Here is a 23,703-nt window from a genome sequence, read left to right on the forward strand (position 1 = left end):
AGTCCCGCGGCGGTCGACGCGTCAGCCGACCGTTCGGCGGACCCAGCCTGACGACCCGGTCGGCGACGGGTCGGAGCGCTCTCGGATCTGGCGGTTCCCCTCGCCGTCGACCGCGCGGACGACGACCTCGTGCGTCCCGTCGGGGTCGAAGACGTGGCGCCACTGCCGCCAGACGTCGGCGTCCGGGAGGGGGTCGGAGAGGGCGGCGTCGCTCCACGAGCCGCCGCCGTCGGTCGAGACCTCGACCCGCTCGATCCCGCGCGTTCCGGCGTACGCGTGGCCGGCGAGTTCGATCCGGCCGTCGTCGAGCTCCGTGATCCCCTCGTCCCAGAGCTTGGCGACCGTCTTCACCTCGCCGGTCCCCTCCCAGCCGCGCTCCTCCCAGTAGCCGTCTTCCTCGACGTTCAGCAGCTCGATCTCCGAGAGCCACTTCACGTTCGTCTCGCCCCAGTGGCCCGGGATCAGGACCCGGACCGGGTGGCCGTGGCCCGTCGGGAGCTCCTTCCCGTTCATCCCCCACGCGAGGAACCCCTCGGCGAGCACGTCGACCGGGAACTGGACGTAGTAGCCGTCCTCGCCGCGCAGCATCGCGCAGTCGCAGTCCCCCTGCGGGTCGACGGACTCGAGCAGCGGGCGGATCGGGGTCCCCGTCCAGACGGCGTTGTCCAGCTTCCGCCCGTTCAGGTCCTCGCCGACGCACCGGAGCGTCACCGCGCGGTGCTCGACCGGGCGGTCGATCAGCTCGTCGAACGTGACCGTCCGTTCGGCACCGGTCTCGCCGGTGAACGTCAGCGACCACTCGGTCGCGGCGACCTCCGGGTCGAACTCCGCGATGTCGACGTTGTAGAACTCGCCGATCGGGCTCGCCATCCCGAGGAGCTCGTCGCTCTCGACCGCCAGCGAGGCCGATTCGAGCTCCCGAAGCCGCTCGGCCGCGCCCTCGGACCGCGGGGCGTCGGCGAGCGTCCCGTCGTCGCTCCCGAGCGACCGCCGGCCGACGACCGTCGCCGCGGCGAACCCGAGCGCCCCCGCGACGGCGCCGAGCGTCCGTCGCCGCACCGCGTCCACGGCGCCCGCCGCCGGCTCCGCGACGGGGGAGTCGCCTCCGGACGCCGGATCGGGTGCCTGCGGGGGGAGCCCGCCGACCGCGACGACCGCCGCCGCGGGGATCGCCGCGCCCACCGCCTGCGTCGGGCCTCCGGCCAGAGCGGCGGCGAGCAGCCACGAGACGAGGCCCGTCGCCGCGGCGCCGGCCAGCGACCGATCGGTGCGCGCGGAAAGCCTGAGGCCGGCGAACGCGACCGCACCGAACAGCCCGATCACGACGGCGAACGCCATGGCGATGTGGATCAGGTGACCCGCGTCACCGACGGTCTCGATCATGAAGGTCACGATCGGCCCGGGCGTCAGGTTGACGATGGCCTGGTCGACGGGGCGGACGACGAAGGACGGCGTCCAGCCCGTGACGAGGTACGAGCCGGCGACCGCGGCCGTCCCGGCCGCCGCCGCGAGCAGCGAGTTCCGTTGCTCGGTAACGTCTCTCATAGGTTATCTCGGGGTTACAGTCACTTGAACCACGTCCTCGGCGGCCGGGTAGTCGTGGCCGTCGTCGACGTCGCTCAGCCGCCGCACGGTACCCCCCTCGTCCGCGCCCTGTGCGGGATCGTCCTGCGCGGGCGCCTGGTCGGGACCGAAGCCGGGCGGTTCCGCGTTCGGCTCGGTCCCCGCGTCGAACAGCGCCACCGCGTCGGTGACGTCGCCGTCGACCGGCTCGCCGTCCGGGGGCCAGAGCGCGACCCCCGCCTCGCCCGTCGACACGAAGACGTCGTTCGACGGGACGAACATCGAGGCGAACGAGAGGCGCTGACCGGGCGCGACCGCGGCCTCGAACTCGAAGGCGCCGCCGGGCGCGATCGGCGGAGCGCCCGGGACCTCTCCCGTCGGGTCGTTCGGGTCCGCGACCGTGTCCGCGGGGACGTACGCCCCCGAATCGCGGACGCCCGTCGACGCCTCGAGCTCGTCGACGAGCCCGTCCTCCCCCTCGAACCCCGTCGGCGGTCCGGCCTCGGCCAGCGCTTCGAGCCCGATCGACGCCGGCTCGCCGAGCTCGTATATCGGGTTCTCGCCCGCGTGCACGGCGTACGCGCCCGGCGTGACCCAGACGGCGCCGTCGGTCGACGCGTCGGCGGGATAGAAGTCCGCGGGCGCGACGTTCTCGATCCGAACGCGGACCGTGGCGGATTCCGTCATCCCGTCGCTCTCCTCGTCCGTCCCGTCGCCGTCCGTCCCGTCGCCGTCCATCCCGCCGCCGTCCGTGTCGTCTCCGCCGCCGTTCATCTCCCCGTCGCCGTTCATCCCGCCGTTACCGGTGTCGTCGCCGTCGCCCCCGCCCCCGCCGAGGCAGCCGGCGAGCGCCAGCGTCGCCAGTCCGCCGCTCGTCGCCAGGAACCGTCGCCGCGTGTCTCGGTCCGTCATGTCCCCGACGAGGGCGATGACGTGGATATAGATTTTTCAACTATCGGACAACATCGGTGCGGAGTCGGGGCGAGATCCGTTCAAACTTCCTCCGGAGTCCGGCCGCTGTCGTCGAGATCAGCGACGGGGGGCACCGCGAGGAGCTCGAGAGCGATCGGACGGAAGAGTCAGTAGGGCGTGCGCGACGCCGGGTCAGCATTTTCGAGGTGGAGCCCCCGACCTCAAGGGGCGAACGGAGTGAGCGAGTAGCCCGGAAAGGAAACCGACATGGGACGACACAACCGCCACACTGCGACCGACCGACTCCCAAGCATATAAGTACCGTTGGGTATCCTCTGAAACTATGGGCGTGCGTCGAACCGCCGTCGTGAAACTCGCCGTTTCCGACGAGCAACGCGACGCACTCCACCGAACCGCCGAGCAATACCTGTACTGCGCGAACCGAACCGCCGACTACTGTTGGTCCGACACCTCCCACACGGAGTGTAAAACCAACAAGCGAGAGGTTCGTGACGCGCTTTACGCCGACCTTCGAGAGGAGACAGACCTACAGGCCCAACTTGTCCAAGCCGCTATCAAACGCGCTGTCGAAGCCGTCAAAGCGTGTGTCGAACGGTGGAAAAAACGACAGCGCGTCTCTCAACCGACGTTCACCGCTGAAACGATGGACTACGACACACGGAGCGCCACCTTCTACCGCAACACGGTGTCGCTGGCAACTGTTGAGGGCCGAGTCGAACCGTCGTTCGTTCTCCCGGCAGACAGTCCGACGCCCTACGAGCGGTACGTACTCTCCGAGAACTACGAGTTCCGCGAGAGTACGCTTCGGTACGACGCGGCCACTGACGAGTTCTACCTCAACATATCAACGCGGCGGACAGACGGTGACGATGGGGTTTCGGAAGATACCGGGCACTCCGACCAAACGGTCCTCGGTATCGACCTCGGCGTCAACAGCCTTGCTGTGTCCTCAACCGGCACGTTTTGGCAGGGGGACGACTACGACCACTGGTGTCGTGAGTTCGAGAAGCGGCGTGGCGAGATGCAACAACGCGGCACGCAGGCCGCACACAAGGCGCTTCTTCGCCTTGGAAAGCGAGAGGACGCCTGGCGCAAACAGTACATCCACACGATCGCCAACGAACTCGTCTCGGAAGCCGTCGAACACGACTGCGACGTAATCGCGTTTGAGGAGTTGAGCGACATTCGAGATCGGCTTCCACACGCGAAGTGGCACCACGTCTGGGCGTTCCGACGCCTGTTTGAATACGTCTCCTACAAAGCCCCTGAACAGGGGGTCTCCGTAGAGCAGGTCGAGCCGACCCACACATCCCAACGCTGTTCTCGAACAGACTGTGGGTTTACGCACGACGGCAACCGCCACGGCGAACACTTCCAGTGCCAGAAATGCGGGTACGAGGTGAACGCGGATTACAACGCTGCAAAGAATATTGGCGTGCGGTACGCTCGGAAGCGACAACACAAACTCCGTTCCTCGCCCAAGTCGGGGAGCGGAGACGCACCAGTAGACGTGCGTGTGAATGGTGGGACGTTGAACGGCGAGAGTCACCAGCCTCTTGCTGGCGACTGATTGCCGGGAGTCCACATCAAATCCCTACCCTCAACAAGCGAACCCCGTATGGGGTGAGCGAAGTAGGGTAGGGTAGTTTACGCCTCGCCGAGGTCGCGGAACATCGCGCGGTAATCGTCGGCGGAGAGCGACTCGCCGAGCTCGTCGATGTCGGCGTCGAGCGTTTCGAGCCGCTCGACGAGCTCGGCGTACGCCTCGTTCCCCTCGCGCTGTGCGGCCGGCTTCTGGGCGTTGAGCACCGCGCGCTTGCTCGCGAGGGCCGCCGCCTCCTGAACGAGGTCGTCGTACTCGCTGCGGGTGAGAAGGGTGTCGATCGCCGCCAGCAGCTTCGAGCGGCCGACGGGCTTGGTGAGGTACAGGTCGAACCCCATATCGATGATGTCGAAGTCGGGCTCGACCGCGGTGACCATCGCGACCCGGCAGTCGTAGCCGGCCTCGCGGATGTGTTCGAGCACGTCGTCGCCGCTCCCGTCCGGGAGCCGACGGTCGAGAAGCACCACGTCGACGGTCTCGTCGATCCGGTCGATCGCCTCCGCGGCGGTCTCGGCCCGGTCGACGTCGTACCGCTCTTCGAGGAAGCCGGCGTACAGCGCGGCGATGTCGGGCTCGTCCTCCACGACGAGGACCGAGGGGTCGCTCACCGCCGATCACCGCCGGAGTCGACGGGGGACACTTCACCGGGCATACACGAACGGGCGGCGTGTCGAGAAATAAAGCTGTCGCCGTCGATTCGGCCGGTCGCGTCGGATCGTCTTTTATATACTCCCGTCGCCAATGGTGGGACGAATGTCAGAACTCGTCTCCACCGGGGTCGAGGGGCTCGACTCGATCCTCACCGGCGGCATCACGGAGCGGTCGACGGTGCTCGTCTCCGGGAACCCCGGGACCGGCAAGAGCATCTTCGGAATTCAGTACCTCCACCACGGCGTCACGGAACACGGCGAGCGCGGGGTGTACGTCTCGTTCGAGGAGGACGAGGCGGACATCCGCGGCGCCGCGGAGTCGATCGGTCTCGACGGGTTCGGCGACGCCGTCGACGACGGCGACATCGTAATCTTAGACAAGCGGGAGATGCTCCGCGAGACTGACTTCTCGACGGCGGTCGACCGCCTGCTCGACACGATCGAGGACGGCGACTTCGACCGGCTGGTGCTCGACTCGCTGTCGATGTTCCAGCTCTTCTTCGACGCCGAACAGGAGAAGCGGACGTACCTCCTGAAGTTCTCCGACATCCTCAAGGCGAACGGGCTGACCTCGCTGCTCATCAACGAGCAGGGCGCGGTGTTCCCGGACACGGAGGTCGGGCTGGAGAACTTCCTCACGGACGGGAACATCTACTTCATCCAGACGCCGACGGACTCGGGCGTGAACCGCTACGTCTGGGTGGCGAAGATGCGGAAACAGGACATCGACACCGACATCTTCCCGATGGAGATCGGCGAGGGCGGGATCACCGTCCACGAGCGGGCCGGCGGGTTCTCGATGATGGGCGGCTCCGAGAATCAGCCGTCGTTGTAAACTACCCCGCCCTACTCGCTCACGGCGTTACCGTTCGCTTCGTTGAGGGTGGGGCTTTCGCGTGGACTCCTGTTCTGGCCATCGCTGGCAGGCTCGTAATCGCCGTTCACATTCAACATCCCGCGATTCAAGCGCACGTTTACGGGTGCGCCTCCGCTTGACGACGTTTGCGCCGAGCGGAGATGCTTCAGACCGATATTCTTCGCCGCGTTGTAGTCGGCGTTCACTTCGTAACCACACTTCTGGCAACAGAACCGTTCTTGCGTCTTGCGGTTCTCTCGGAGTGTCGTCCCACACTTCGAACATCGCTGGGAGGTGTAGGCGGGACTCACCTGCTCGACCGAGATGCCGACGACTTCAGCTTTGTACTCGACGTACTCGAACAGGCGCCGGAACGCCCACACGTGGAACTTCTTGGCGTTCGGCATCCGCTCACGAATTCCCGTCAGGTTCTCGAACGCGATCACGTTACAGTCGTGCTCAACGGCTTCTGCGACGAGTTCCTTCGAGACGGTGTGGAGAAAGTGATCGTACCGGCCCGTCTCGGTACGTCCGACAGACCGGATAGTTTCGTGGGCAGCTCGCGTCCCACGCTGGTGGAGCGACCCACGCCGCTTTTCGAACTCGCGGTGCCAGTGGGTCAACTCCGACCCGTTCCAGAACGTGCCCGTCGAGGTGACGGCGACGTTTTCGATGCCGAGGTCAACGCCGAGGACTGTGCTGTGCTCGGCGTCACCTTCATCGGCAGTCTCGGACTCTACGTCCGCCTTTGTGCGGACGTGAAGGTAGAACTCGCCGTCTCGGTAGTGGAGTTCCGCACCCGTTACATCGTAATCGTCGTTGAACAGGTACTCCGAGTGGGGCGTCTCGCGGTCATCGTCCGGAAGGATGTACTCGGCGGTGATGCGGCCGTCGACGGTTGCGAGCGTCGCGTGGTCGTCGTTAAACGTCGCACACCGCTTGTCGTAGACGAGAGTTGAGGCAGTGAAGTGCGGCTTCCCTGCGTAGTCACCCTGTTTCCAGCGGGCGACGACGCTCTGGACGGCGTCGGCAGCCTTGTTGCGAGCGTTCTGGACGAGATTCGCTTGTAACCGTGTCTCAGCCCGCACATCGTCGTAGGTTTCACGTTGAAGTTGGGCTTTGCTCGTCGTTTTATACTCGCCTTGCCACGCGTGGTCGACGACGTAGTTGGCGGCCCACAGAAACTCGGAGATGGTCTCATGGAGGAGGTTGGCGTCGCTGTCGGCCACATTAATCTTGACAGGGACGGTGCGGCGGACCTCCATCCGTACTTCAGATATGTACTTTTGTTTTTATGTTAGTAACGATTCGGAGAGGAGTGGGTTAACCATCGAACGTGGCTGGTGTAGTGCCGGGTCGGTTTCTTCTCCGACATACTCGCTCGCTTCGCTCACTCCTTGAGGTTGGAGGATCCTCCTTGTACGCTCATGTGTAGGACATTGTTGATGTAGTGCCGTCTTGCGATTCTGGTATCAGGCAATCTAGATAAGAATCATCTATCTGAGTGGTCTACCAGTCATTTCCCATCACCACCACCTTCGAGGGAACTGTATCAACAATCTCCTACGGAAGAGCGCATCTTGTATTATGCTGACGGGTCGGGTACCGGCGGGAGGGAGACCGTCGCGGAACGGGACTACTTCGACGAGAGGTCGCGCCACACGTCGTCGAGCCGGTTCTTCACCGCGGAGCGCTCCTCGACCTCCACCGTGAGCCCGTCGCGGAAGTCGACCTCGACGCCGTCGACCTTCCGGCGGTACACCTTCACGCGGCGGTGCTCGTCCGAGAGCGGCCGGTCGTGGAGTTCGAGGAGGTCGGCCTCCTCCAGCTCGTTGATCCGGCGGTAACACGTCGCGATCGGGACGTCGAGCTCGTCGCTCAGGTCCTGCGCGGACATCGCGTCGCCGGTCGCCGTCAGGATGTCCGTGTTGTACTTGTTCCCGAGCACCGTGATCAGGTCATCCCCCGCCATTCACGTTATCGCTGTTGATTTTTACAGGGTAAAAGGATACCGGTGGGCGTGAGCGCCGTGGGCACGCAAGGGAACGGGGTGACGGACGGCGAGCGCCGCTTCGCGACGCCGCCAGCGGGAGACGAGGTGTTATCGCCGGTGATAGCCGCCACCGTGGGTTTATGTGTCGACTCCGAGCAGGGCGGGTATGGAGCTCATCGAGGGGTTGTATCTCGTGACGACCACCGTGTTGGCGGGCGCGAGCGCGACGCTCGCGGCGTTCGCGGTCGCGGCGTATCGGTCCTCCGGCCGCACCGCGATGGCGTACCTGGCCGTCGGGTTCGGGCTCGTCGTCGTCGCGGCCGTCGCCACGCCGGCCGCCGCCTTCCGGACATCGTTCGCGAACGCGCAGGCGCTGCTACTGATCAACACCGGGCTGCTGGCGGCGTCGATGGCGCTCGTCGCCGGGAGCCTTGCCGTCTACGAGCCGGGCACGCGGGAGCTGGTGATCCCGGAGTCGGAGCTCGCGCGGATTCAAGACCGGTAGCGACCCGCGGCGCGGCGAAGCGCGGCACGGGAGCGCGCGGCGTCGACGGCGCGGATCCCTTCTCACATCGTCCCACCGCGAATACGGACGGAATCGAGTAGCTACTGCACCCGCGCGATCCGGTTCGAGGTCGAACGCGGATCGCCCGAGATCCGGGCGCACGCTTACCGCATCCCGGATATCGGATTCGATAACCAGATCGGGATGTCGTTGATGATTATGGAAATTATCGCTATGAAATTAATACGATAATCGCATGACTGCAGTCGTTTATCAGGTCAAATAATCGGCACGGAGTCTTTAATAGGGAAATTTCACTTCATATCGATAACGCCCGCCGGGCAGGCCGGGGGCCGACATAACACAACCAATGTTCGAAACCAGACTGGACGAGGAAGAGCGCGGGCAAGTGGGGATCGGGACCCTCATCGTGTTCATCGCGATGGTGCTGGTGGCGGCGATCGCTGCCGGCGTCCTGATCAACACCGCCGGCTTCCTTCAAACACAGGCAGAGGCAACGGGTCAAGAAAGCACCGCACAGGTGACCGATAATCTTCAGGTGTACACGGCTGCGGTGCCACAAGGTGAAATCAATAGTACAGCAATCGCACAGATCAATCTTCAGGTTGGTCTCGGTCCTGGAAGTAACCGGCTTGATCTCCAAAATGCGGAAATCCAAGTTGTTGGCCCAGCCGGCGTGGCGACGGCAAGCATGGCAAGCGGTTCCACAACATTAATAGACTCAACTGACAGGCAGACGGTTAATCTAGTGCTTGGGTCCACGGCTACCGACAGCGGTAGTGGTGTTGATGCAACAGCTGCGACTGGTGACGGACTTGCCGCTGGCGAGACGCTTGAGGTGACGATCACAACCTCCTCCGGCGGACAAACGTTCGAAGTGTACACAGCACCCGACCCCCTGCTGGATAGCCGGTCAGTCAGCCTATAACAATGTTCAAAACGATCATTAACGGGAAGGAACGCGGGCAAGTGGGGATTGGGACCCTCATCGTGTTCATCGCGATGGTGCTGGTGGCGGCGATCGCCGCCGGCGTCCTGATCAACACCGCCGGCTTCCTCCAGACGCAAGCAGAGGCAACGGGTGAAGAAAGCACTGCACAGGTGACTAATAGCCTTCAGGTGTACACTGCTACTGCAGCGCAGAGTAATATCAATGGAGATGGCATCCAACAGATCGATCTTCGTGTCGGCCTTTCTCCAGGCAGCGATCCAATAACTCTGGGTGAGGATGTTGCAATACAAGTTGTCGGACCTGACGGTGTTGCAACGACGAACTTGAATAGTCTTGCTTCGAATACAGACTTGACTGACTCATCAGAAAGAGAAACGATCCCGCTTAATCTTGGGGCAGGTAACTCAAATACGATTGATGTTACCGAGGCTGTTGGTAGCCCGTCAGCACTTGAGGCTGGGGAGACGCTCGAAGTGACGATCACGTCTCCGTCCGGGGGACAGACGTTTGAGGTGTACACGGCGCCTGATCCATTACAGTCAGGACAGTCTGTTAAACTGTAACAATGTTCGAGAAACTAACTAACGAAGAGGAACACGGCCAGGTAGGCATCGGGACCCTCATCGTGTTCATCGCGATGGTGCTGGTGGCGGCAATCGCCGCCGGTGTTCTGATCAACACCGCCGGATTCCTCCAAACGCAAGCAGAGGCAACGGGCGAAGAAAGCACTGCACAGGTGACGAACAACGTCGACATCGTGTCAGCGACCGGCACTGGTGGTCCGCCGCTTACTACAGTAAATCTGGTTATCAAGAAGTCGGCAGGATCTGACCCGGTCGACCTTTCACAGGTAGAGATCCAGTACGTCGGACCCAGCGGTGTGGTCACGACCCAACTCGACGACAACGACAACGACATTGCGTTCAGAGAGATATCCGGCGGTGCTAACGGAATTCTCGAAAGTCAAAGCGATCGAGTCGAAGTAGAGCTCAGTCTCGACGGTTCTGATGGATTTGACAACGCTGGAACGCTGTCAGCCGGAGAAGAAGCCGATATAACGCTTACGACGGCGTCCGGCGCACAGACGTTCGAGACACTTCGGGTCAGTGACCCGGCCAGCAACCCGGAGGATCTGTAAATGTTCGAATCACTACTGAATAAAGAGGAGCGCGGACAGGTTGGAATTGGGACGCTCATCGTGTTCATCGCGATGGTGCTGGTGGCAGCGATTGCTGCTGGTGTCCTGATCAATACCGCCGGCTTCCTTCAGACACAAGCAGAAGCAACAGGTCAAGAAAGCACCGAACAGGTGTCTAATAATCTCAAAGTTGAGTCGGTTGTCAGTGAGGTTGAGAGCGGTCCGCAGATTAATGCTATCGCTATTGATGTGAGTCTTGCGCCAGGCTCAGACCCAATCGATATTACGAGTGCAACACTAGAATGGATTGGGAGTGGTGACTCTAAGACATTCAGTATAACAGCAGCAGATCCTAGTCAAGACAGCTCTAGTTTAGATCCGGTGATTGTTGATAATCAAAAGACTGAACTCACTAGCACCGGAGAAACGGCACGAATATACATTCTCAGCGGTACCCAGAGCAAAGCACTTGATTTAGGGACCAATGCCGGTAGCGGTGCCGGTACAGGTTCCGGAGTCAGCGACTTTCCCCTCACTGGAGGCGCTGAGGCTGACATAACAATCACGTCACCTAGCGGCGGACAGACTACTGCGACAGTTCGCGTGCCCGACGTGCTTGTTTCCGGCGAGGGTGTCCGACTGTAGCCTCAGCGCACAGCTACAGTTTAGGTTGAACCGCCCGGAACACCTATTTTCTTACGTCTTCACATATGTGTCATGAGCGACCGCGACACACCGGTGGGCGACCCGGACGCCCCGCCGGCCGACCCCGACGAGCTCGACTTCACCGACGACGAGACCGTCGTCGAGATCGGGGAGAGCCGGTACGTCGTCGGGACGAGCGGGCGCCCCAACATCCGCCGAGCGCAGCCGGACCAGCGTCCGGGGGAAGAGGGATTCACGTCCGCCGACCCGGAGAGCCCGGCGGAGCGCCGATCCCCGGATTCAGGGGGCAGTCAGAGGAGCGCGACGGGCAGTGGTGGCGCCGGTCCCCCGCAGGCCGACCGCGGTTTCCCCGAGGTCGACCGGCAGGCGGTGAGCCGGTGGCTGGCAAACTCCTTCGATGGCGATGGATTTAGCTACGGGATTGACGCAACGCTCCACGCCGACGGCGACACCAGTCGCCAGCGGATGGTCTCGAATGACGTGACGGCGACGTTCGACTCACTTGTGACATGGTTCGCGTCCAATACAGGTCCGGATTCACCGACGCCAGAGGCACTCGGGCTCTTGCTCGTCGCGAGCGAGACGGCGGTAGATCTTCCGCCAACGGTCATCAAGGAGTTCGCTACGAACCACGGGCTCACGGCGAGTGACAGCATCAGTGACCTTGTACGTGCTGCAGAGGGGGCAGACGGATTCCGGATTGAGTAGCGAGTCCTCACAACTGGATTTTCAGGAAGGCAAATCAGTCGCCGCGCAGTAAATCGGGCTAAGACAGCGTGGCCAAGTTGCTGTGTTTCAAGGAGCTTCCCCCCGCAATATACCCGCTAATAAGGAGTGAAACGGAGACCAAATGCGGGTGCCACAGAGACGCAACCGTCGGAGCGACACAGCTGCGATGTCACAAACGAGGGGTAGGCGACGTCTGCCCCGTACTTGCGGCAGCTCTAACTCACGGGTCACCAGAGATAGTGGGTCCAGACAGTAAAGTTAGTACCAAAATTTGACATGAGTATCGTGATTCTGCCGATCAGCCCGGACAGACCGGGGGTGGTAGCGACGATCTCTCATCTCAGCCCACGTATCAGACACCTATCGGGGTTCGTTGGTCGTCAGTTGAGAATGGGACGTAGGCATTCGAAACAGCGCTGCTGGCTGGCGATTTCGAGAGCCAAACACACGAACGGTGTCGAGCATAGCCACCTCACAACGCGGTGTGGTCGGTAATACCCTACTCACCGTGAGTTTCACTGGTTTCACGGGGAGATGTTGCGGGGGGACAAATCATTGAAACAAGTCGATTTGGCCGCAACGACACGCTGATTTGCCCTACATTCTAGTTGGGCAGGTGAATCTGGCAGGGTGTTTGCGAGCTAAGACGAATGGAACTTCCAGAAGTGACAAGCGCTCAGTACTCCTGTCTTCTGTCAGCTATAAGAACTGGAGCAGCGCCACGCCGACTAGAACGAGCACCACGTACAGTCCGGCCATCACCTCACGTTTCAGCGGGCTCCCGAGCGGCCCTGCTGTCAGGCGACGAACCGGCGGAAGGATCACGATCCCACCAAGTAACAGGGGGAACGCACCGATCTGCGGGACGAGCGTAAGCGCGACGACCACGGTCCCGTACCCGGCGACGTAGCAGCCGCGCCGCCAGAGCTGTTCTCTGTCGGTGAGCTCCTCGGTCGAGAGAAAGCCGTCGCCGTCGGCCGCGTCGGCGCTCTCGCCGAATCCGCTCCCGTCCCGGCCGGCGCCCGAGTCGCCGGTGATCTGCTGGGCCTGTCGCTGGACGTACTCGTCAAGCTCCTCGGCGGCCGCCTCGGTCTGAGGAGCGCCACAGTCGACGCAGTAGCGGGCTTCGTCGTCGATCGACGACTCGCACCGGGGACAGGTCTTCATCCTCATCGAAAGCGGACCGCGGTCGGGCTTAACTCTTCGGGGCTCGGTCAGCGATCGAACACCGCCGCAGTCGGGCGATTCGGCCCGAATTGAGTCGCGGCGACCGCCCCGAGTTCTCCAAAGCGATAATCTGAAGCGGGCGTCGGCGCCGTCGGCCGCCCTCGCGGTGTCCCGTTCGCGTCTCGGTGTCGCGACCGGACCGTTCTCAGCGTTGAGAACCGCGGGGGAGCGGTTAAGTGACCGCTGGCCCGCCTTCGAGACAACCATGGCAACGCGCGTGCTCATCGCGGACGACTCGGAGTTCATGCGGAACCTCCTCCGGGAGATTCTGGAAGGGGAGTTCGAGATCGTCGGCGAGGCCGAAAACGGCGTGGAGGCGGTCAACATGTACGAGGAGCACGGTCCCGACCTCGTGATGATGGACATCGTCATGCCGATCCGCGACGGGATCGAGGCGACGACGGAGATCCTCGAAGAGAACCCGGGGGCGACGGTGATCATGTGTACCAGCGTCGGCCAAGAGGAGAAGATGAAGGCCGCGATCAAGGCCGGCGCGGAGGGGTACATCACGAAGCCGTTCCAGAAGCCGAACGTGCTCGACGCCATCGGATCGGCGGTATAATGCGGGTCGACGTCCGGGCGCTCGGCGCGTGCAACCGGCTGGCGGAGCGCGGGGCCGAGCAGGCCGCCGGCGCGCTCGCCGATCTCACGGGGACCGACCTCGCGGTGGAGGTCACGGGCGCGAGCGTCGCCAGCGGCGAGGACCTCGCCGAGGCGTTCGCGGGCCGCGAGTCGATCGGCGTGAGCGTCGGGCTCGACGGCGGGCTCGACGGCGAGGCGGTGCTCGCGTTCGACGCCGCCAACGTCGGCGCGCTGCTCTCGCTGCTGCCCGGCGGCGCGTCGGTGGAGCGCAGCGCGGTGACCGAGGTCGGCAACATCGCGCTCGGCGGCTTCCTCGACGGCTGGGCGAACTACCTCGGGAAGGCGATCGACATGACGCCGCCGCGCTACTTTGAGGCCGACGGCGCCGCCGTCCTCCCGGACGGGGCGCTCGCCGGCGACGGGGTCTTCCTCTTCGAGAGCCGGCTGGACGCGACGACGACCGACCTCGACTTCTCGATATACATGCTGCCCGACTCCGGACCGTTCCGCGACCTCGTCGTCGGGAAGACGGCGCCGGCCGCGACCGCGGGCGCGGAGGCGGGCGCGGAGGCGGCCGCGGACGGCGCGGCGGGCGGCGGGGGCGACGCGGGCGGCAGCACCGCCGTCCCGTACGAGTCGCTGTCGACGTTCGCGTCGCTGGCGAAGCGGGGGTCGGCGAACGCCGCCGACAACATCGCGATGATGACCGGACTCGACGCGACCGTCGACGTGAGTCGGCTGCGGTTCGTCCCCCTCGCCGACGTGCCCGCGGAGGTCGGCGTCGAGCCGCACGCCGGGACTGTCTTCGAGCTCCAGGGGGAGCCGAGCGGCTACCTCGCGATTTTGTTCGAGGAGGAGTCGGCCGCAGCGATCGCGGCGTCGATGCTCCCGAGCGAGCCGGACGAGCCGCTGGGCGGGATGGCGGAGAACGCGCTCTGCGAGCTCGGCAACGTGATGACGAGCGGGTTCATCGACGGCTGGGCGAACGTGCTCGGCACCTCGATCAGCCACTCGCCGCCGGAGTTCGTCCACGACATCGGCTCGGCGACGATCAGCCCGCTGGTCGCCAAGCTGAGCCGGCGGCAGGACTACGGCTTCGTGATCGACGCCGCGATCCAGACGGAGGGCGTCCAGGCGCGGTGCGACGTGTACGCGCTCCCGGACGAGCGCGAACTGGCGCGGGCACTCGACCGTCTCTCGGAGACGTGAGCCACCCTTCGTCGTCCCGCGGCCGCGGGTCGCGGAACCGCGACGACGGCGACGGGTATCGCGAGGCGAGCGGGGTCGGAGGGGGCGACGCCGCCGAGCGTCAAATCAAGGTCGGCGTCGGCGAGCTGGCCGTCGCGACCGACGGGGAGACGCTGACGACGAGCGGGCTCGGCTCCTGCGTCGCGGTCGCGCTCGGCGACGAGCGGGCGGGCGTCCGCGGGCTCCTCCACGCGATGTTACCGACGAGCGACGAGGGGCGGACGGCCGCCGCCCGCCGAGGGAAGTACGTCGACGCCGGCATCGACGCGCTCGTCGACGACCTCGTCGCGGCCGGGGCGGCGCCCGACCGGCTGGAGGCGCGCGTCGCCGGCGGCGCCGAGATGCTCGATCTCACCGACGCCGTCGGCCCCCGGAACGTCGAGCGGGCCGAGCGGTGTCTCGCCTCGGCGGGCGTCCCCGTCGTCGCCAGCGACGTCGGCGACGACGTCGGACGCACCGTCCGGTTCGGGCGGGACGGCGGGCTGGTCGTCCGAGCAGCCGACGGGTTCGAGCGCACCCTCTGAGCGGGGCGGCGTCGCGGTGCCGCGAGTGGGGCGCCCGCCGCCTGGGAGCGAGCCCTCTTCTCACTGCTGATATTTTGAGGGGTGAATTGAAGTGTGTTCTGCGGGTCGTACTCGGTAATGGGCCTCGAACTACCGGTGTTGGGAGCTCCAACGGCCGCCTGGGCAGTCGCCACGCTGGGGCTCGTCGGTGCGAGCGTCCTCGACCGCTTCCTCGACGACGACGGCTCCGATGACGACTCCGGAGGGATGGGTGGCGATGATCCGTTCGGCGGCGGGATGGGCGACAGTGATCCCTTCGGTGGTGAAATGGGGGACGGCGGCGGCAGCGGCGGTGGGATGGGGGACGGCTTCGACGACTTCGACGGGATGGACGACTTCGACGACGGTGGCAGCGTCGCTGCTGCCGGCGCCGACACCGACGAGCTCGAAAACCGGCTCGATGACTTAGAAAACGAGGTCGCCTCGCTTTCCTCAACGGTGTCCACAGTGCGGTCGGAAAACGAGGAGATCTCAACTGCAATCGACGACATCGGGGAGGATGTTCGGAACCTGCTCGACATCTATGAGATGGTCACCCGCGGGATCAATCCCTTTGTCGATGAAGACAGCGGTTTCGACAGCGTCGGCGGCGGGGGCGAGGGGTCGTTCGGGCTCTTCAACGATGAGGGCGAGGAAGACGACGCCGACGATCTTGACGAGGATGTCGCGAACGCCGACGCCGACGGCTTCTTCGACGACGAGATGCTCGACGACGAGTTCGACGACGGGGACGACGAGTTCAGCGAGCTGGACGGGGAACTGGACGACAATCACACGGACGACGGCGACGCCGCCGACGCCACGTCCGAGACCGCGGCGGCGGACGAGGGAGACGATATGAACGACGATGGAAAGAGCTTCAGCGAACTGAAAGAGGAGTACGACGCCGGGGAAGCCGACTGGGCCGACGAGGCGGGGGACAACGGCGACGCCGGGGCTCCCGCGGACGAGGACCCGTTCGACGACGGGGACGACTCGTTCGACGACGACCTCGGCGACGAGACGGACCCCTTCGACGACGGCGTCGAGTCGTTCGACGAGGGGACGGACAACTTCGGCGGGGGAGCCGCGGACGACGCCGACGCCGGGGCGGAGGGCCATGAGCCTGAGCCCGAACCGGAGCCGGCGGCGGACCGCACGCGCGGCCCGCGCCCCGGCGGCGACCCGGCCGAGGCGAACGGCGACGGCTTCGAGTACGTCAGGGAAAATGACCTCTCGGGGAATCGAGAAAAGCCGTACCTCACGGAGCTCCCCGGCGACTACGTCGGCGATCTTCTGGTGATGGAGTGGCTGGAATTTCTCGTCTCCGCGAGCAACGTCACCGACGCGGTCCGTGCGATCAACTACTACGAACGGATTGAGTGGGTCGGCCCCGAGGCCGCGGCGCGGCTCCGCGACTTCCTCTCCGGGTTCGGCACGATCGACCGCAACCTCGTCGACCGGCCAGGAACCAACCGACTGAACCGGGAACACCACACACGCAGTCTCCGGTACGTGACCCAGCTTAACGGGGTTGGTGGTCACGGACTCCTGCTCGACCGGTGGGACGACCTCGCCGGCGGCTCGCTGGTCGGCGGTGAGCCACCACCAGTCGGTGGCCGCGGCCACAATCAGCCGCGCAGCCGACGCGAGGACCGCGACGGCCGGCGACGCGACGAGCGCAACGGTCGTCGCGCCGACGGCTCCACAGAGCCCCGGGCAAACGGCCACAGCGACGCGCGACGGCGAAACGAGCGGTCGGGGCGTAACAGGGGTTTGAGACGCGACGAAGAGCAGGCGAACCGGGGCGGCGACTCTGAGAAACGCAATCGGAACAGCGGCTCCACGCGACCCATGAACGACCCGGACCCGCGTTCCGACCGCGCCGACCCGGCCGACGGAGGGTGGGGCGATGGGCGTTAGCGTCTCCGCGTCGACGGCTATCATCGTCGCGGGCCTGTTCTTCGCGTTCACCGCCTTCTACCCCGTCGCGGCCAACGGCTTCGACCGCGTCACCGACGCGCAACAGGGGATCCAGGAGCGCTCGCTGGAGCGGCAGAACACCGACTTCGCCGTGACGAACGCGACGTACGACGGCGGGGCCGAGACCCTCACGATCGACGCCGTCAACGACGGCTCGGTCGGGCTGGTCGCGAGCGACGCGACGCTCGTCGTCGGCAACGAGTACGTCGACGTCGGCGGGGCGAACGCGGACACGACCGTCGACGGCGACGCCGACACCGAGCTCTGGCTCGGCGGCGAGACGCTGACGGTGACGGTCGACACGACGGCCGTCGACACCGCGATCGCGACCGGGAGCGACCCCACTCGCGTCGTCCTCGTGGTCGAGTCCGGCGTCCGCGACGCCGCGGAGGTGAGCGCGTAGATGGCCAGCGTCCCCGTCTCGCACCTCATCCTGTTCATCGCGAGCCTCGTGATCGCCGCCGGCGTCGTCGGCACGGTCACGACCGGCGTCGACCGGGTGAGCGCGGCCGTCGAGGACGCCGGGATCGACGCGACCGAACAGCTCCGGACCGACGTGACGGTCATCTCCGACGCGAGCGCCGGGGTGTACAACGAGAGCAGCGAGAACGTGACGCTGTTGATAAAGAACACCGGGACGCAGCGGCTCAACCCCGACGGCTCCGGCCTCGACGTCGTCTTCGACGGCGCCTACGTCCCGCCGGACGCGACCGACGGCGAGCTCGTCTCTGCCGGCGACGGCGCGGCGTGGGACCGCGGGGACGTGCTGCGGCTCACGATCGACGTCAGCCAGGTGGACGGGACGGGGGGGACGCTCGACCCGGGCACGGACCACCGGGTGTACCTCACGGTGAACGGCGACGAGGAGCTGTTCCAGTTCCGGACGGAGGGGAGCTGAGATGCCCCGCGCCGACAACCTGCTCTCGATCGGACTGGGCGAGCGCGACCGGCTGAACAAGGAGCTCGGCGGGGGGATCCCCCGCGGGAGCATCGTCCTCATGGAGGGCGACTACGGGGCCGGGAAGAGCGCCATCTCCCAGCGGTTCGCCTACGGGCTCGTCGAGGAGGGGGCGTCCGTCACGCTGATGTCGACGGAGCTCACCGTCCGCGGGTTCATCGACCAGATGCACTCGCTGGAGTACGACATGGTGAAGCCGCTCTTAAACGAGGAGCTGCTCTTCCTCCACGCCGACTTCGACTCGGGCGGCGCGTTCTCCGACGGCGACGGCGAGCGCAAGGAGCTGCTCAAGCGGCTGATGGACGCGGAGGCGATGTGGAACTCCGACGTGATCTTCCTCGACACGTTCGACGCCATCTTCCGGAACGACCCGACGTTCGAGGCGCTCGTCCGGAAGAACGAGGAGCGGCAGGCCGCCTTGGAGATCATCTCCTTCTTCCGCGAGATCATCTCGCAGGGGAAAGTCGTCGTGCTCACCGTCGACCCCTCGGCGGTCGACGACGACGCGATCGGGCCGTTCCGGTCGATCGCCGACGTGTTCCTCGAACTGGAGATGATCGAGGTCGGCAACGACATCCGCCGGCAGATCAACGTGAAGCGCTTCGCGGGGATGGGCGAACAGGTCGGCGACACGATCGGGTTCTCGGTCCGGTCGGGCACCGGGATCGTCATCGAGAGCCGGAGCGTCGCCTGAGCCGATGGCCGAGCCGACGCAGCGCCGTCCCGGCGGCCGGGACGCGACCGGTCCGGCGGGAGGCACGGAGTAGATCATGACCGAACACGGCACCGCGAAACCATCGGAAGAGCTCCGGAAGGCGGCCATGCGGCGGCCCCACCTCCGGGAGCACCTCCGGGAGTTCAAACAGATTACCGGGGAGTTCCCACAGTTCATCGAGGAGCCGAAGTCCGAGTACGAGTCGAACCGCCCGAACGTCATCTACCCCGTCGGCGGGCCGATCTACAGCCACATCTACGGCGACCTCGGGCAGGACACGAAGTACTACGCCATCGAGCCGGAGGTGTCCGGGCCCCAGGCCGAGATCCTCAAACAGGTCAAGAGCCGGCTACTCACGGTCAGCGGCCAGCACAGCGCGCCCGACTCGGAGACGGAGTACGACGACCTCATCGAGGAGCTGTTAGAGGAGGTGACCCACGTCGACGAGGGGGCGACCGGCTGGCGCCGGGGACTCTCGAAGCTCCGGAACTTCGGCCGGCTCTCCGTCACGGAGGAGACGTACGAGAACATCCGCTACCGGCTCAACCGCGACATCGTCGGGCTCGGGCCGCTCGAACCGGTGATGCGCGACCCGGCCAACGAGGACATCCACGTTATCGGCCCGAAGGAGTGTCACGTCGACCACGGGACGTTCGGCATGTTGGAGACGACCGTCGACTTCGGCACGCCCCAGGAGTTCGACAGCTGGCTCCGCAACATGGGCGAGCGGATCGGCGACCCCCTCTCCGACTCCGACCCCATCGTCGACTCCACGCTGCCGGACGGGTCGCGTATCAACATCATCTACTCCGACGACGTGTCGCTGAAGGGCTCCTCGCTCACGATCCGGCAGGGCGAGGAAGTGCCGCTGTCGATCAACCAGATCACCAACTGGGGGACGCTCTCGCCGCAGCTCGCGGCGTACCTCTGGCTCTGCCTGGAGAACGAGCAGACCGTGTTCGTCGTCGGGGAGACCGCGTCCGGGAAGACGACGACGCTGAACGCGATCCTCTCGTACATCCCGGACGACTCGAAGATCTACACCGCGGAGGACACCGCCGAGGTGGTCCCGCCCCACAGCACCTGGCAGCAGCTGCTCACTCGGGAGGGCGGCGGCGAGGGCTCCTCCGACGTCGACATGTTCGACCTAGTCGCCGCCGCGCTGCGGTCGCGGCCCGACTACATCATCGTGGGCGAGGTCCGGGGCGCCGAGGGGCGGATGGCGTTCCAGGCCGCCCAGACCGGCCACCCCGTCATGCTGACGTTCCACGCGTCCGACATCGTCTCGATGATCCAGCGGTTCACGTCCGAGCCGATCAACGTCCCGGAGACGTTCATGGACAACGCCGACGTGGCGCTGTTCCAGAACCGGGTGAAGCAGGGCGACGACGTGCTCCGGCGGGTGACGAGCGTCCAGGAGATCGAGGGGTACTCCAAGGAGATGGAGGGGGTCGTCACCCGCGAGGTGTTCAGCTGGGACCCCGTCGAAGACGAGATCGTCTTCCAGGGGATGAACAACTCCTACGTGCTCGAAGAGCAGATCGCGACGCTGCTCGGGTACGCCGACACCCGCGACATCTACGACGACCTGGAGTTCCGCGCGGAGCTCATCGAGCGGATGATCCAGGAGGGGATCTTAGGCTACCACGAGGTGAACGACGCGATCAACTCTTTCCAGCGCGACGGCGTCGAGGGGCTCCCCTTCGACATGCACCGGAACGTCAGGTGATCGGACGATGACGGGGGACACGCGGTAACATGGCGGTGAAAGAGGTCGGCAACGGGCTCGCGACCGCGGCCGAGCTGACCTCGGCCGTCGTGGAGTCGTACGACAAGCTCGACATCTCGAAGCGGAAGTACGTCGGGCTCGTGTTGGTCCCGGCGGTCCTCGTGTTCGCCGCGAGCGTCGTCGGCCTGTTCGTCCTCCCGCTGCCGTTCGCGGCGCGGGTCCCGGTCCCGATGTTCGGCGGGCTCGTCTTGGTGGCGGCCGTCATCTACCCGAAGATCTACCTCTCCGGCCTAGAGAACCAGATCGACAACCAGCTCCACCTCGTGATGACGCATATGACCGTGCTGTCGACGACGAACATCGACCGCATGGAGGTGTTCCGGACGCTCGCGACAGAGGAGGAGTACGGGGCCGCGGCCGAGGAGATCGGCCGCGTCGTCCACCTCGTCGACACCTGGAACCAGAGCCTCGACGACGCGTGTCGCCGGCGGGCCGAGGAGGTCCCCTCCGACGCGATGGCCGACTTCTTCGACCGGCTCGGCTACACGATGGGAGCGGGCCAGTCGTTAGAGGAGTTCCTCGTCTCCGAGCAGGACGTCATGCTCGCGAAGTACGAGACGGTGTACGAGTCCTCGCTGGCGAACCTGGAGGTGATGAAGGACCTGTACATGTCGATGATCCTCTCGATGACGTTTGCCCTCGTCTTCGCCATCGTCCTCCCGATCCTCACCGGGAACAACCCGACGGCGACGGTGGCGGCCGTCATCGTCCTGTTCGTCTTCGTCCAGCTCGGCTTCTACGCGATGATCCGGGCGACCTCGCCGTACGACCCGATCTGGTTCCACCCGGACGAGCGCGCGCCGGGCGACCTGAAGCTGTGGGCGTCGCTGGGGGTCGGCGGCGGGCTCTCGTTCGTGCTCATCGGGATCACCGCGGCCGGCATGTTCGGCTACGGTCCCGGGCTCCCCGGGCTGCTCTTCTTCATCGACGACGTCCGGCTCCCGTTATACCTCGCGGTCCCCGTCTCGCCGCTGTTCATTCCTGGCATCGTCCTCCGGAAAGAGGAACAGCAGATCACGGCGCGGGACGGCGAGTTCCCCTCGTTCGTCCGGGCGCTCGGCGCGACCGAGAGCGCCAAGCAGTCGACGACGACAGACGTGTTGACCACGCTGCGCGACAAGAACTTCGGCGACCTCTCGCCCGCCATCGAGCGGCTCTACCGCCGGCTCAACATGCGGATCAGCACCGAGGGGGCCTGGGAGGCGTTCACGTACGACACGCGGTCGTACCTCATCCAGAAGTTCTCCGAGATGTACCTCGTCGGCCGGCGGATGGGCGGGGACCCGAAGATGCTCGGCGAGCTGATCTCGAAGAACATGAACGCCGTGAACCAGCTGCGCGAGCAGCGGCGGCAGGCGGCGGTGACGTTCATCGGGCTGCTGTACGGGATCACGGCGGCGGCGACGTTCGCTTTCTTCATCGGGCTGGAGATCGTCGCGATCCTGGCGGACCTGACGGCCGACTTCGGACTCCAACAGATGGACATCGGGCAGATCGTCTACCCCGGCGCGTACGACATCCCGCTGATCGAGTACCTGCTGCTCACCGTGGTGCTGTTCAACGCCGCCCTCTCCTCGCAGATGATCCGGCGGATCGACGGCGGGAACCCCGCGAACGGGTACATCCACTTCGTCCTGCTGACGTGGCTCGGCGCGGTGACGGCGATCGGGACCCGGACGCTGGTGAACGCGATCCTGTCGATTTAAGCAATATGTCGGTCGATCGGTCGCTTGTGAATAGCGCTCTCGCGTCCGGAGCGGTCGCAAAGTCCCAGCCGCTCGGCTGTACGTGACTGACGACTCTCCGGGGGATACCGCCAAAGCCCCAGCCGGGAGGACTCGCGCGGCTCGCTGCGGTCCTCGTCGCTCGTTTCACTCACTCCTGCGGTCCTCGCGTCGCCGTGCTTCGACCTCCCGGCTGCCCCTTTGAGTCCCACCCCGCACAGCGACCGCACCTCACGCCTCCCCAGCCTCGTCGGTGGTCCTCCGCTTCGCTCCGGACCACCGACTCCCTCGCACGCGCTCCTCGTGGCCGCCGGGGGCGGCCACTCGCAGGCGCGCGCCACCGCGAGACAGTCATTCGAGCAGGACCGGCTCGGGAACGTCCTCGTCGGCCGCCCCGCGCCACGACCGGCTCGGTTTCCACCCGAACAGCCGCTCGGCCTTCTCGATGGCGTAGGCGCCCCGGTCGTCGCCCTCGGCGACCGCGCTCGGGTCGACCGCGCAGTCGTCCGGGACCTCGCCGTACGACTCGCGCAGGAGGTCGAGCAGGGGGCGACCGAGCGCGTTGTCGGCCGCGACGCAGTTGACGGCCTCGTGGGTCCCGGGCACTACGGCGGGGTCCGACCCCGCGGTCCCCGCGAGCGCGGCGGCGACGAGGTCGGCGACGTCGCGGGCGTCGACGTACGACCAGAAGTTGCCGGCGCCGGCGGCGAGGTCGTCGACGTAGTCGTCGCTCCGGCAGGCGTACGCGCCGGGGTACTGGATCCACGAGGGTCGGATCGAAACCGCGGGGACGCCCTCGCGACGCGCGACCGCGCCCGCGGCTGCCTCCGCCGTCACCTTCGAGAGCCCGTAGGGGTCCTCCGGGCGGAGCGGATGGGCCTCGGTGATCGGCAGCTCGTCCGGGAACGGGGTCGGCTCCGCGAAGAAGAAGCCGTAGGCGCCGTCGCTCGACGCCTGAACGATCCGGGCGTCGGCGCGGCCGGCGGCGTCGAGGACGTTCTTCGCGGCGTGCACGTTCGTCTCGAACACTCTCCCGTCGGGGTGGGTGCCCGCGACCGGGATCGCCGCCCAGTGGACGACGGCGTCGGGGTCGACCGCGTGGACGACGTCGAGCGCCTCGCCGCGGTCGGCGAGGTCGGCGGCGCGGAACGAGACGTTCGTGGCCGGGTCGGCGTCGAGGCCCGGGTGCTCGTAGTCGACGACGACGACCTCGTAGTCGCCGGCGAGTCGGTCGACGACCCAGCGCCCGGAGGCGCCGCGGCCGCCGGTGACGAGGACGGTCTCCATGCGTGGGGGTGGCCGCGGCGGTGCAAAAGCGCACCGTCG

24 protein-coding genes are annotated in these 23,703 nt (G+C 65.7%); 17 read left to right on the forward strand and 7 right to left on the reverse strand.

All coding sequences use genetic code 11. The annotated features are described in order from the left end of the window. Positions 1 to 21: 21 nt before the first annotated feature. Both NO900_RS02835 and NO900_RS02840 read right to left on the reverse strand, forming a co-directional pair. Positions 22 to 1,545 (reverse strand): molybdopterin-dependent oxidoreductase, encoded by a 1,524-nt coding sequence (locus NO900_RS02835; protein WP_256407692.1) that lies wholly within the window; start codon positions 1,543 to 1,545, stop codon positions 22 to 24. A gap of 3 nt (positions 1,546 to 1,548) precedes the next feature. Beyond that, complete coding sequence (locus NO900_RS02840; RefSeq protein ID WP_256407693.1) at positions 1,549 to 2,475, reverse strand: spondin domain-containing protein; 927 nt, start codon at positions 2,473 to 2,475, stop codon at positions 1,549 to 1,551. Between the two features lie 343 nt (positions 2,476 to 2,818). Here NO900_RS02840 and NO900_RS02845 point away from each other — a divergent pair, with 343 nt between their 5' ends. Then, on the forward strand, positions 2,819 to 4,066 hold the full coding sequence (locus NO900_RS02845; RefSeq protein ID WP_256407694.1) for an RNA-guided endonuclease InsQ/TnpB family protein: 1,248 nt from the start codon (positions 2,819 to 2,821) through the stop codon (positions 4,064 to 4,066). Positions 4,067 to 4,143: 77 nt separating this feature from the next. On the opposite strand, the gene NO900_RS02850 is transcribed toward NO900_RS02845, so the two are convergent. Next, positions 4,144 to 4,707, reverse strand: a complete 564-nt coding sequence (locus NO900_RS02850) for a HalX domain-containing protein (protein ID WP_256407695.1) — start codon at positions 4,705 to 4,707, stop codon at positions 4,144 to 4,146. Positions 4,708 to 4,852: 145 nt separating this feature from the next. On the opposite strand from NO900_RS02850, the gene NO900_RS02855 reads away from it, so the two are divergent. After that, positions 4,853 to 5,584: an RAD55 family ATPase gene (locus NO900_RS02855; RefSeq protein WP_256407696.1), complete on the forward strand. Its 732-nt coding sequence runs from the start codon at positions 4,853 to 4,855 to the stop codon at positions 5,582 to 5,584. Positions 5,585 to 5,595: 11 nt separating this feature from the next. Here NO900_RS02855 and NO900_RS02860 read toward each other — a convergent pair whose 3' ends face one another. Together NO900_RS02860 and NO900_RS02865 are read right to left on the reverse strand one after the other, a co-directional pair. After that, the gene (locus tag NO900_RS02860) at positions 5,596 to 6,870 is read right to left on the reverse strand and encodes an RNA-guided endonuclease InsQ/TnpB family protein (protein ID WP_256407697.1); all 1,275 of its coding nucleotides are present in this window, start codon (positions 6,868 to 6,870) and stop codon (positions 5,596 to 5,598) included. A gap of 371 nt (positions 6,871 to 7,241) precedes the next feature. Continuing rightward, the gene (locus NO900_RS02865) at positions 7,242 to 7,577 is read right to left on the reverse strand and encodes a helix-turn-helix domain-containing protein (RefSeq protein ID WP_256407698.1); all 336 of its coding nucleotides are present in this window, start codon (positions 7,575 to 7,577) and stop codon (positions 7,242 to 7,244) included. A gap of 187 nt (positions 7,578 to 7,764) precedes the next feature. On the opposite strand from NO900_RS02865, the gene NO900_RS02870 reads away from it, so the two are divergent. The 6 genes from NO900_RS02870 (at position 7,765) to NO900_RS02895 (ending at position 11,588) form a co-directional block, all read left to right on the forward strand. Continuing rightward, positions 7,765 to 8,103 (forward strand): hypothetical protein, encoded by a 339-nt coding sequence (locus tag NO900_RS02870; RefSeq protein WP_256407699.1) that lies wholly within the window; start codon positions 7,765 to 7,767, stop codon positions 8,101 to 8,103. 370 nt (positions 8,104 to 8,473) lie between these two features. Then, positions 8,474 to 9,052 (forward strand): archaellin/type IV pilin N-terminal domain-containing protein, encoded by a 579-nt coding sequence (locus NO900_RS02875; protein ID WP_256407700.1) that lies wholly within the window; start codon positions 8,474 to 8,476, stop codon positions 9,050 to 9,052. A gap of 2 nt (positions 9,053 to 9,054) precedes the next feature. Further along, a complete protein-coding gene (locus NO900_RS02880) occupies positions 9,055 to 9,639 on the forward strand; it encodes an archaellin/type IV pilin N-terminal domain-containing protein (RefSeq protein ID WP_256407701.1) in 585 nt (194 codons plus the stop codon). 2 nt (positions 9,640 to 9,641) lie between these two features. After that, positions 9,642 to 10,214, forward strand: a complete 573-nt coding sequence (locus NO900_RS02885) for an archaellin/type IV pilin N-terminal domain-containing protein (protein ID WP_256407702.1) — start codon at positions 9,642 to 9,644, stop codon at positions 10,212 to 10,214. Continuing rightward, complete coding sequence (locus NO900_RS02890; protein ID WP_256407703.1) at positions 10,215 to 10,859, forward strand: archaellin/type IV pilin N-terminal domain-containing protein; 645 nt, start codon at positions 10,215 to 10,217, stop codon at positions 10,857 to 10,859. It begins immediately after the preceding gene. 72 nt (positions 10,860 to 10,931) lie between these two features. After that, positions 10,932 to 11,588: a DUF7500 family protein gene (locus tag NO900_RS02895; protein ID WP_256407704.1), complete on the forward strand. Its 657-nt coding sequence runs from the start codon at positions 10,932 to 10,934 to the stop codon at positions 11,586 to 11,588. 720 nt (positions 11,589 to 12,308) lie between these two features. On the opposite strand, the gene NO900_RS02900 is transcribed toward NO900_RS02895, so the two are convergent. Then, a complete protein-coding gene (locus NO900_RS02900; RefSeq protein ID WP_256407706.1) occupies positions 12,309 to 12,776 on the reverse strand; it encodes a zinc ribbon domain-containing protein in 468 nt (155 codons plus the stop codon). 265 nt (positions 12,777 to 13,041) lie between these two features. Here NO900_RS02900 and cheY point away from each other — a divergent pair, with 265 nt between their 5' ends. The 9 genes from cheY (at position 13,042) to flaJ (ending at position 22,359) form a co-directional block, all read left to right on the forward strand. Continuing rightward, the gene (gene cheY, locus NO900_RS02905; protein WP_092566902.1) at positions 13,042 to 13,398 is read left to right on the forward strand and encodes a chemotaxis protein CheY; all 357 of its coding nucleotides are present in this window, start codon (positions 13,042 to 13,044) and stop codon (positions 13,396 to 13,398) included. Further along, positions 13,398 to 14,627, forward strand: a complete 1,230-nt coding sequence (locus tag NO900_RS02910) for a chemotaxis protein CheC (protein ID WP_256407707.1) — start codon at positions 13,398 to 13,400, stop codon at positions 14,625 to 14,627. Before cheY ends, NO900_RS02910 begins: the two co-directional genes overlap by 1 nt. Next, positions 14,624 to 15,190, forward strand: coding sequence for a chemotaxis protein CheD (locus NO900_RS02915; protein ID WP_379791559.1), 567 nt, complete (start codon positions 14,624 to 14,626; stop codon positions 15,188 to 15,190). Before NO900_RS02910 ends, NO900_RS02915 begins: the two co-directional genes overlap by 4 nt. A gap of 117 nt (positions 15,191 to 15,307) precedes the next feature. Further along, the gene (locus NO900_RS02920) at positions 15,308 to 17,131 is read left to right on the forward strand and encodes a FlaD/FlaE family flagellar protein (protein ID WP_256407708.1); all 1,824 of its coding nucleotides are present in this window, start codon (positions 15,308 to 15,310) and stop codon (positions 17,129 to 17,131) included. Next, positions 17,121 to 17,594: an archaellum stator protein ArlF gene (arlF, locus tag NO900_RS02925; RefSeq protein WP_256407710.1), complete on the forward strand. Its 474-nt coding sequence runs from the start codon at positions 17,121 to 17,123 to the stop codon at positions 17,592 to 17,594. Before NO900_RS02920 ends, arlF begins: the two co-directional genes overlap by 11 nt. Next, complete coding sequence (gene arlG / locus NO900_RS02930; protein WP_256407711.1) at positions 17,595 to 18,089, forward strand: archaellum stator protein ArlG; 495 nt, start codon at positions 17,595 to 17,597, stop codon at positions 18,087 to 18,089. A 1-nt stretch (position 18,090) separates the two neighbouring features. Then, complete coding sequence (gene arlH / locus NO900_RS02935) at positions 18,091 to 18,843, forward strand: archaellum protein ArlH (RefSeq protein ID WP_256407712.1); 753 nt, start codon at positions 18,091 to 18,093, stop codon at positions 18,841 to 18,843. Between the two features lie 76 nt (positions 18,844 to 18,919). Beyond that, entirely contained in the window at positions 18,920 to 20,593 is a 1,674-nt protein-coding gene (locus NO900_RS02940) for a type II/IV secretion system ATPase subunit (protein ID WP_256407713.1), read from the forward strand. A 29-nt stretch (positions 20,594 to 20,622) separates the two neighbouring features. After that, a complete protein-coding gene (flaJ, locus tag NO900_RS02945) occupies positions 20,623 to 22,359 on the forward strand; it encodes an archaellar assembly protein FlaJ (RefSeq protein ID WP_256407714.1) in 1,737 nt (578 codons plus the stop codon). A gap of 369 nt (positions 22,360 to 22,728) precedes the next feature. On the opposite strand, the gene NO900_RS02950 is transcribed toward flaJ, so the two are convergent. Next, positions 22,729 to 23,664, reverse strand: coding sequence for an NAD-dependent epimerase/dehydratase family protein (locus NO900_RS02950; protein ID WP_256407715.1), 936 nt, complete (start codon positions 23,662 to 23,664; stop codon positions 22,729 to 22,731). Positions 23,665 to 23,703: the final 39 nt, after the last annotated feature.

It is taken from the genome of Halorubrum rutilum, assembly GCF_024494565.1.

Bases quoted from the DNA above. Each gene is read 5' to 3' on its own strand.
- NO900_RS02920 (WP_256407708.1), top strand. From the start codon at position 15,308: ATGGGCCTCGAACTACCGGTGTTGGGAGCTCCAACGGCCGCCTGGGCA.
- NO900_RS02895 (WP_256407704.1), top strand. From the start codon at position 10,932: ATGAGCGACCGCGACACACCGGTGGGCGACCCGGACGCCCCGCCGGCC.
- NO900_RS02870 (WP_256407699.1), top strand. From the start codon at position 7,765: ATGGAGCTCATCGAGGGGTTGTATCTCGTGACGACCACCGTGTTGGCG.
- arlH (WP_256407712.1), top strand. From the start codon at position 18,091: ATGCCCCGCGCCGACAACCTGCTCTCGATCGGACTGGGCGAGCGCGAC.
- NO900_RS02855 (WP_256407696.1), top strand. From the start codon at position 4,853: ATGTCAGAACTCGTCTCCACCGGGGTCGAGGGGCTCGACTCGATCCTC.
- cheY (WP_092566902.1), top strand. From the start codon at position 13,042: ATGGCAACGCGCGTGCTCATCGCGGACGACTCGGAGTTCATGCGGAAC.
- NO900_RS02840 (WP_256407693.1), bottom strand. From the start codon at position 2,475: ATGACGGACCGAGACACGCGGCGACGGTTCCTGGCGACGAGCGGCGGA.
- NO900_RS02835 (WP_256407692.1), bottom strand. From the start codon at position 1,545: ATGAGAGACGTTACCGAGCAACGGAACTCGCTGCTCGCGGCGGCGGCC.
- NO900_RS02845 (WP_256407694.1), top strand. From the start codon at position 2,819: ATGGGCGTGCGTCGAACCGCCGTCGTGAAACTCGCCGTTTCCGACGAG.
- NO900_RS02940 (WP_256407713.1), top strand. From the start codon at position 18,920: ATGACCGAACACGGCACCGCGAAACCATCGGAAGAGCTCCGGAAGGCG.
- NO900_RS02865 (WP_256407698.1), bottom strand. From the start codon at position 7,577: ATGGCGGGGGATGACCTGATCACGGTGCTCGGGAACAAGTACAACACG.
- arlG (WP_256407711.1), top strand. From the start codon at position 17,595: ATGGCCAGCGTCCCCGTCTCGCACCTCATCCTGTTCATCGCGAGCCTC.
- NO900_RS02900 (WP_256407706.1), bottom strand. From the start codon at position 12,776: ATGAAGACCTGTCCCCGGTGCGAGTCGTCGATCGACGACGAAGCCCGC.
- NO900_RS02890 (WP_256407703.1), top strand. From the start codon at position 10,215: ATGTTCGAATCACTACTGAATAAAGAGGAGCGCGGACAGGTTGGAATT.
- NO900_RS02875 (WP_256407700.1), top strand. From the start codon at position 8,474: ATGTTCGAAACCAGACTGGACGAGGAAGAGCGCGGGCAAGTGGGGATC.
- NO900_RS02885 (WP_256407702.1), top strand. From the start codon at position 9,642: ATGTTCGAGAAACTAACTAACGAAGAGGAACACGGCCAGGTAGGCATC.
- flaJ (WP_256407714.1), top strand. From the start codon at position 20,623: ATGGCGGTGAAAGAGGTCGGCAACGGGCTCGCGACCGCGGCCGAGCTG.
- NO900_RS02860 (WP_256407697.1), bottom strand. From the start codon at position 6,870: ATGGAGGTCCGCCGCACCGTCCCTGTCAAGATTAATGTGGCCGACAGC.
- NO900_RS02910 (WP_256407707.1), top strand. From the start codon at position 13,398: ATGCGGGTCGACGTCCGGGCGCTCGGCGCGTGCAACCGGCTGGCGGAG.
- NO900_RS02880 (WP_256407701.1), top strand. From the start codon at position 9,055: ATGTTCAAAACGATCATTAACGGGAAGGAACGCGGGCAAGTGGGGATT.
- NO900_RS02950 (WP_256407715.1), bottom strand. From the start codon at position 23,664: ATGGAGACCGTCCTCGTCACCGGCGGCCGCGGCGCCTCCGGGCGCTGG.
- arlF (WP_256407710.1), top strand. From the start codon at position 17,121: ATGGGCGTTAGCGTCTCCGCGTCGACGGCTATCATCGTCGCGGGCCTG.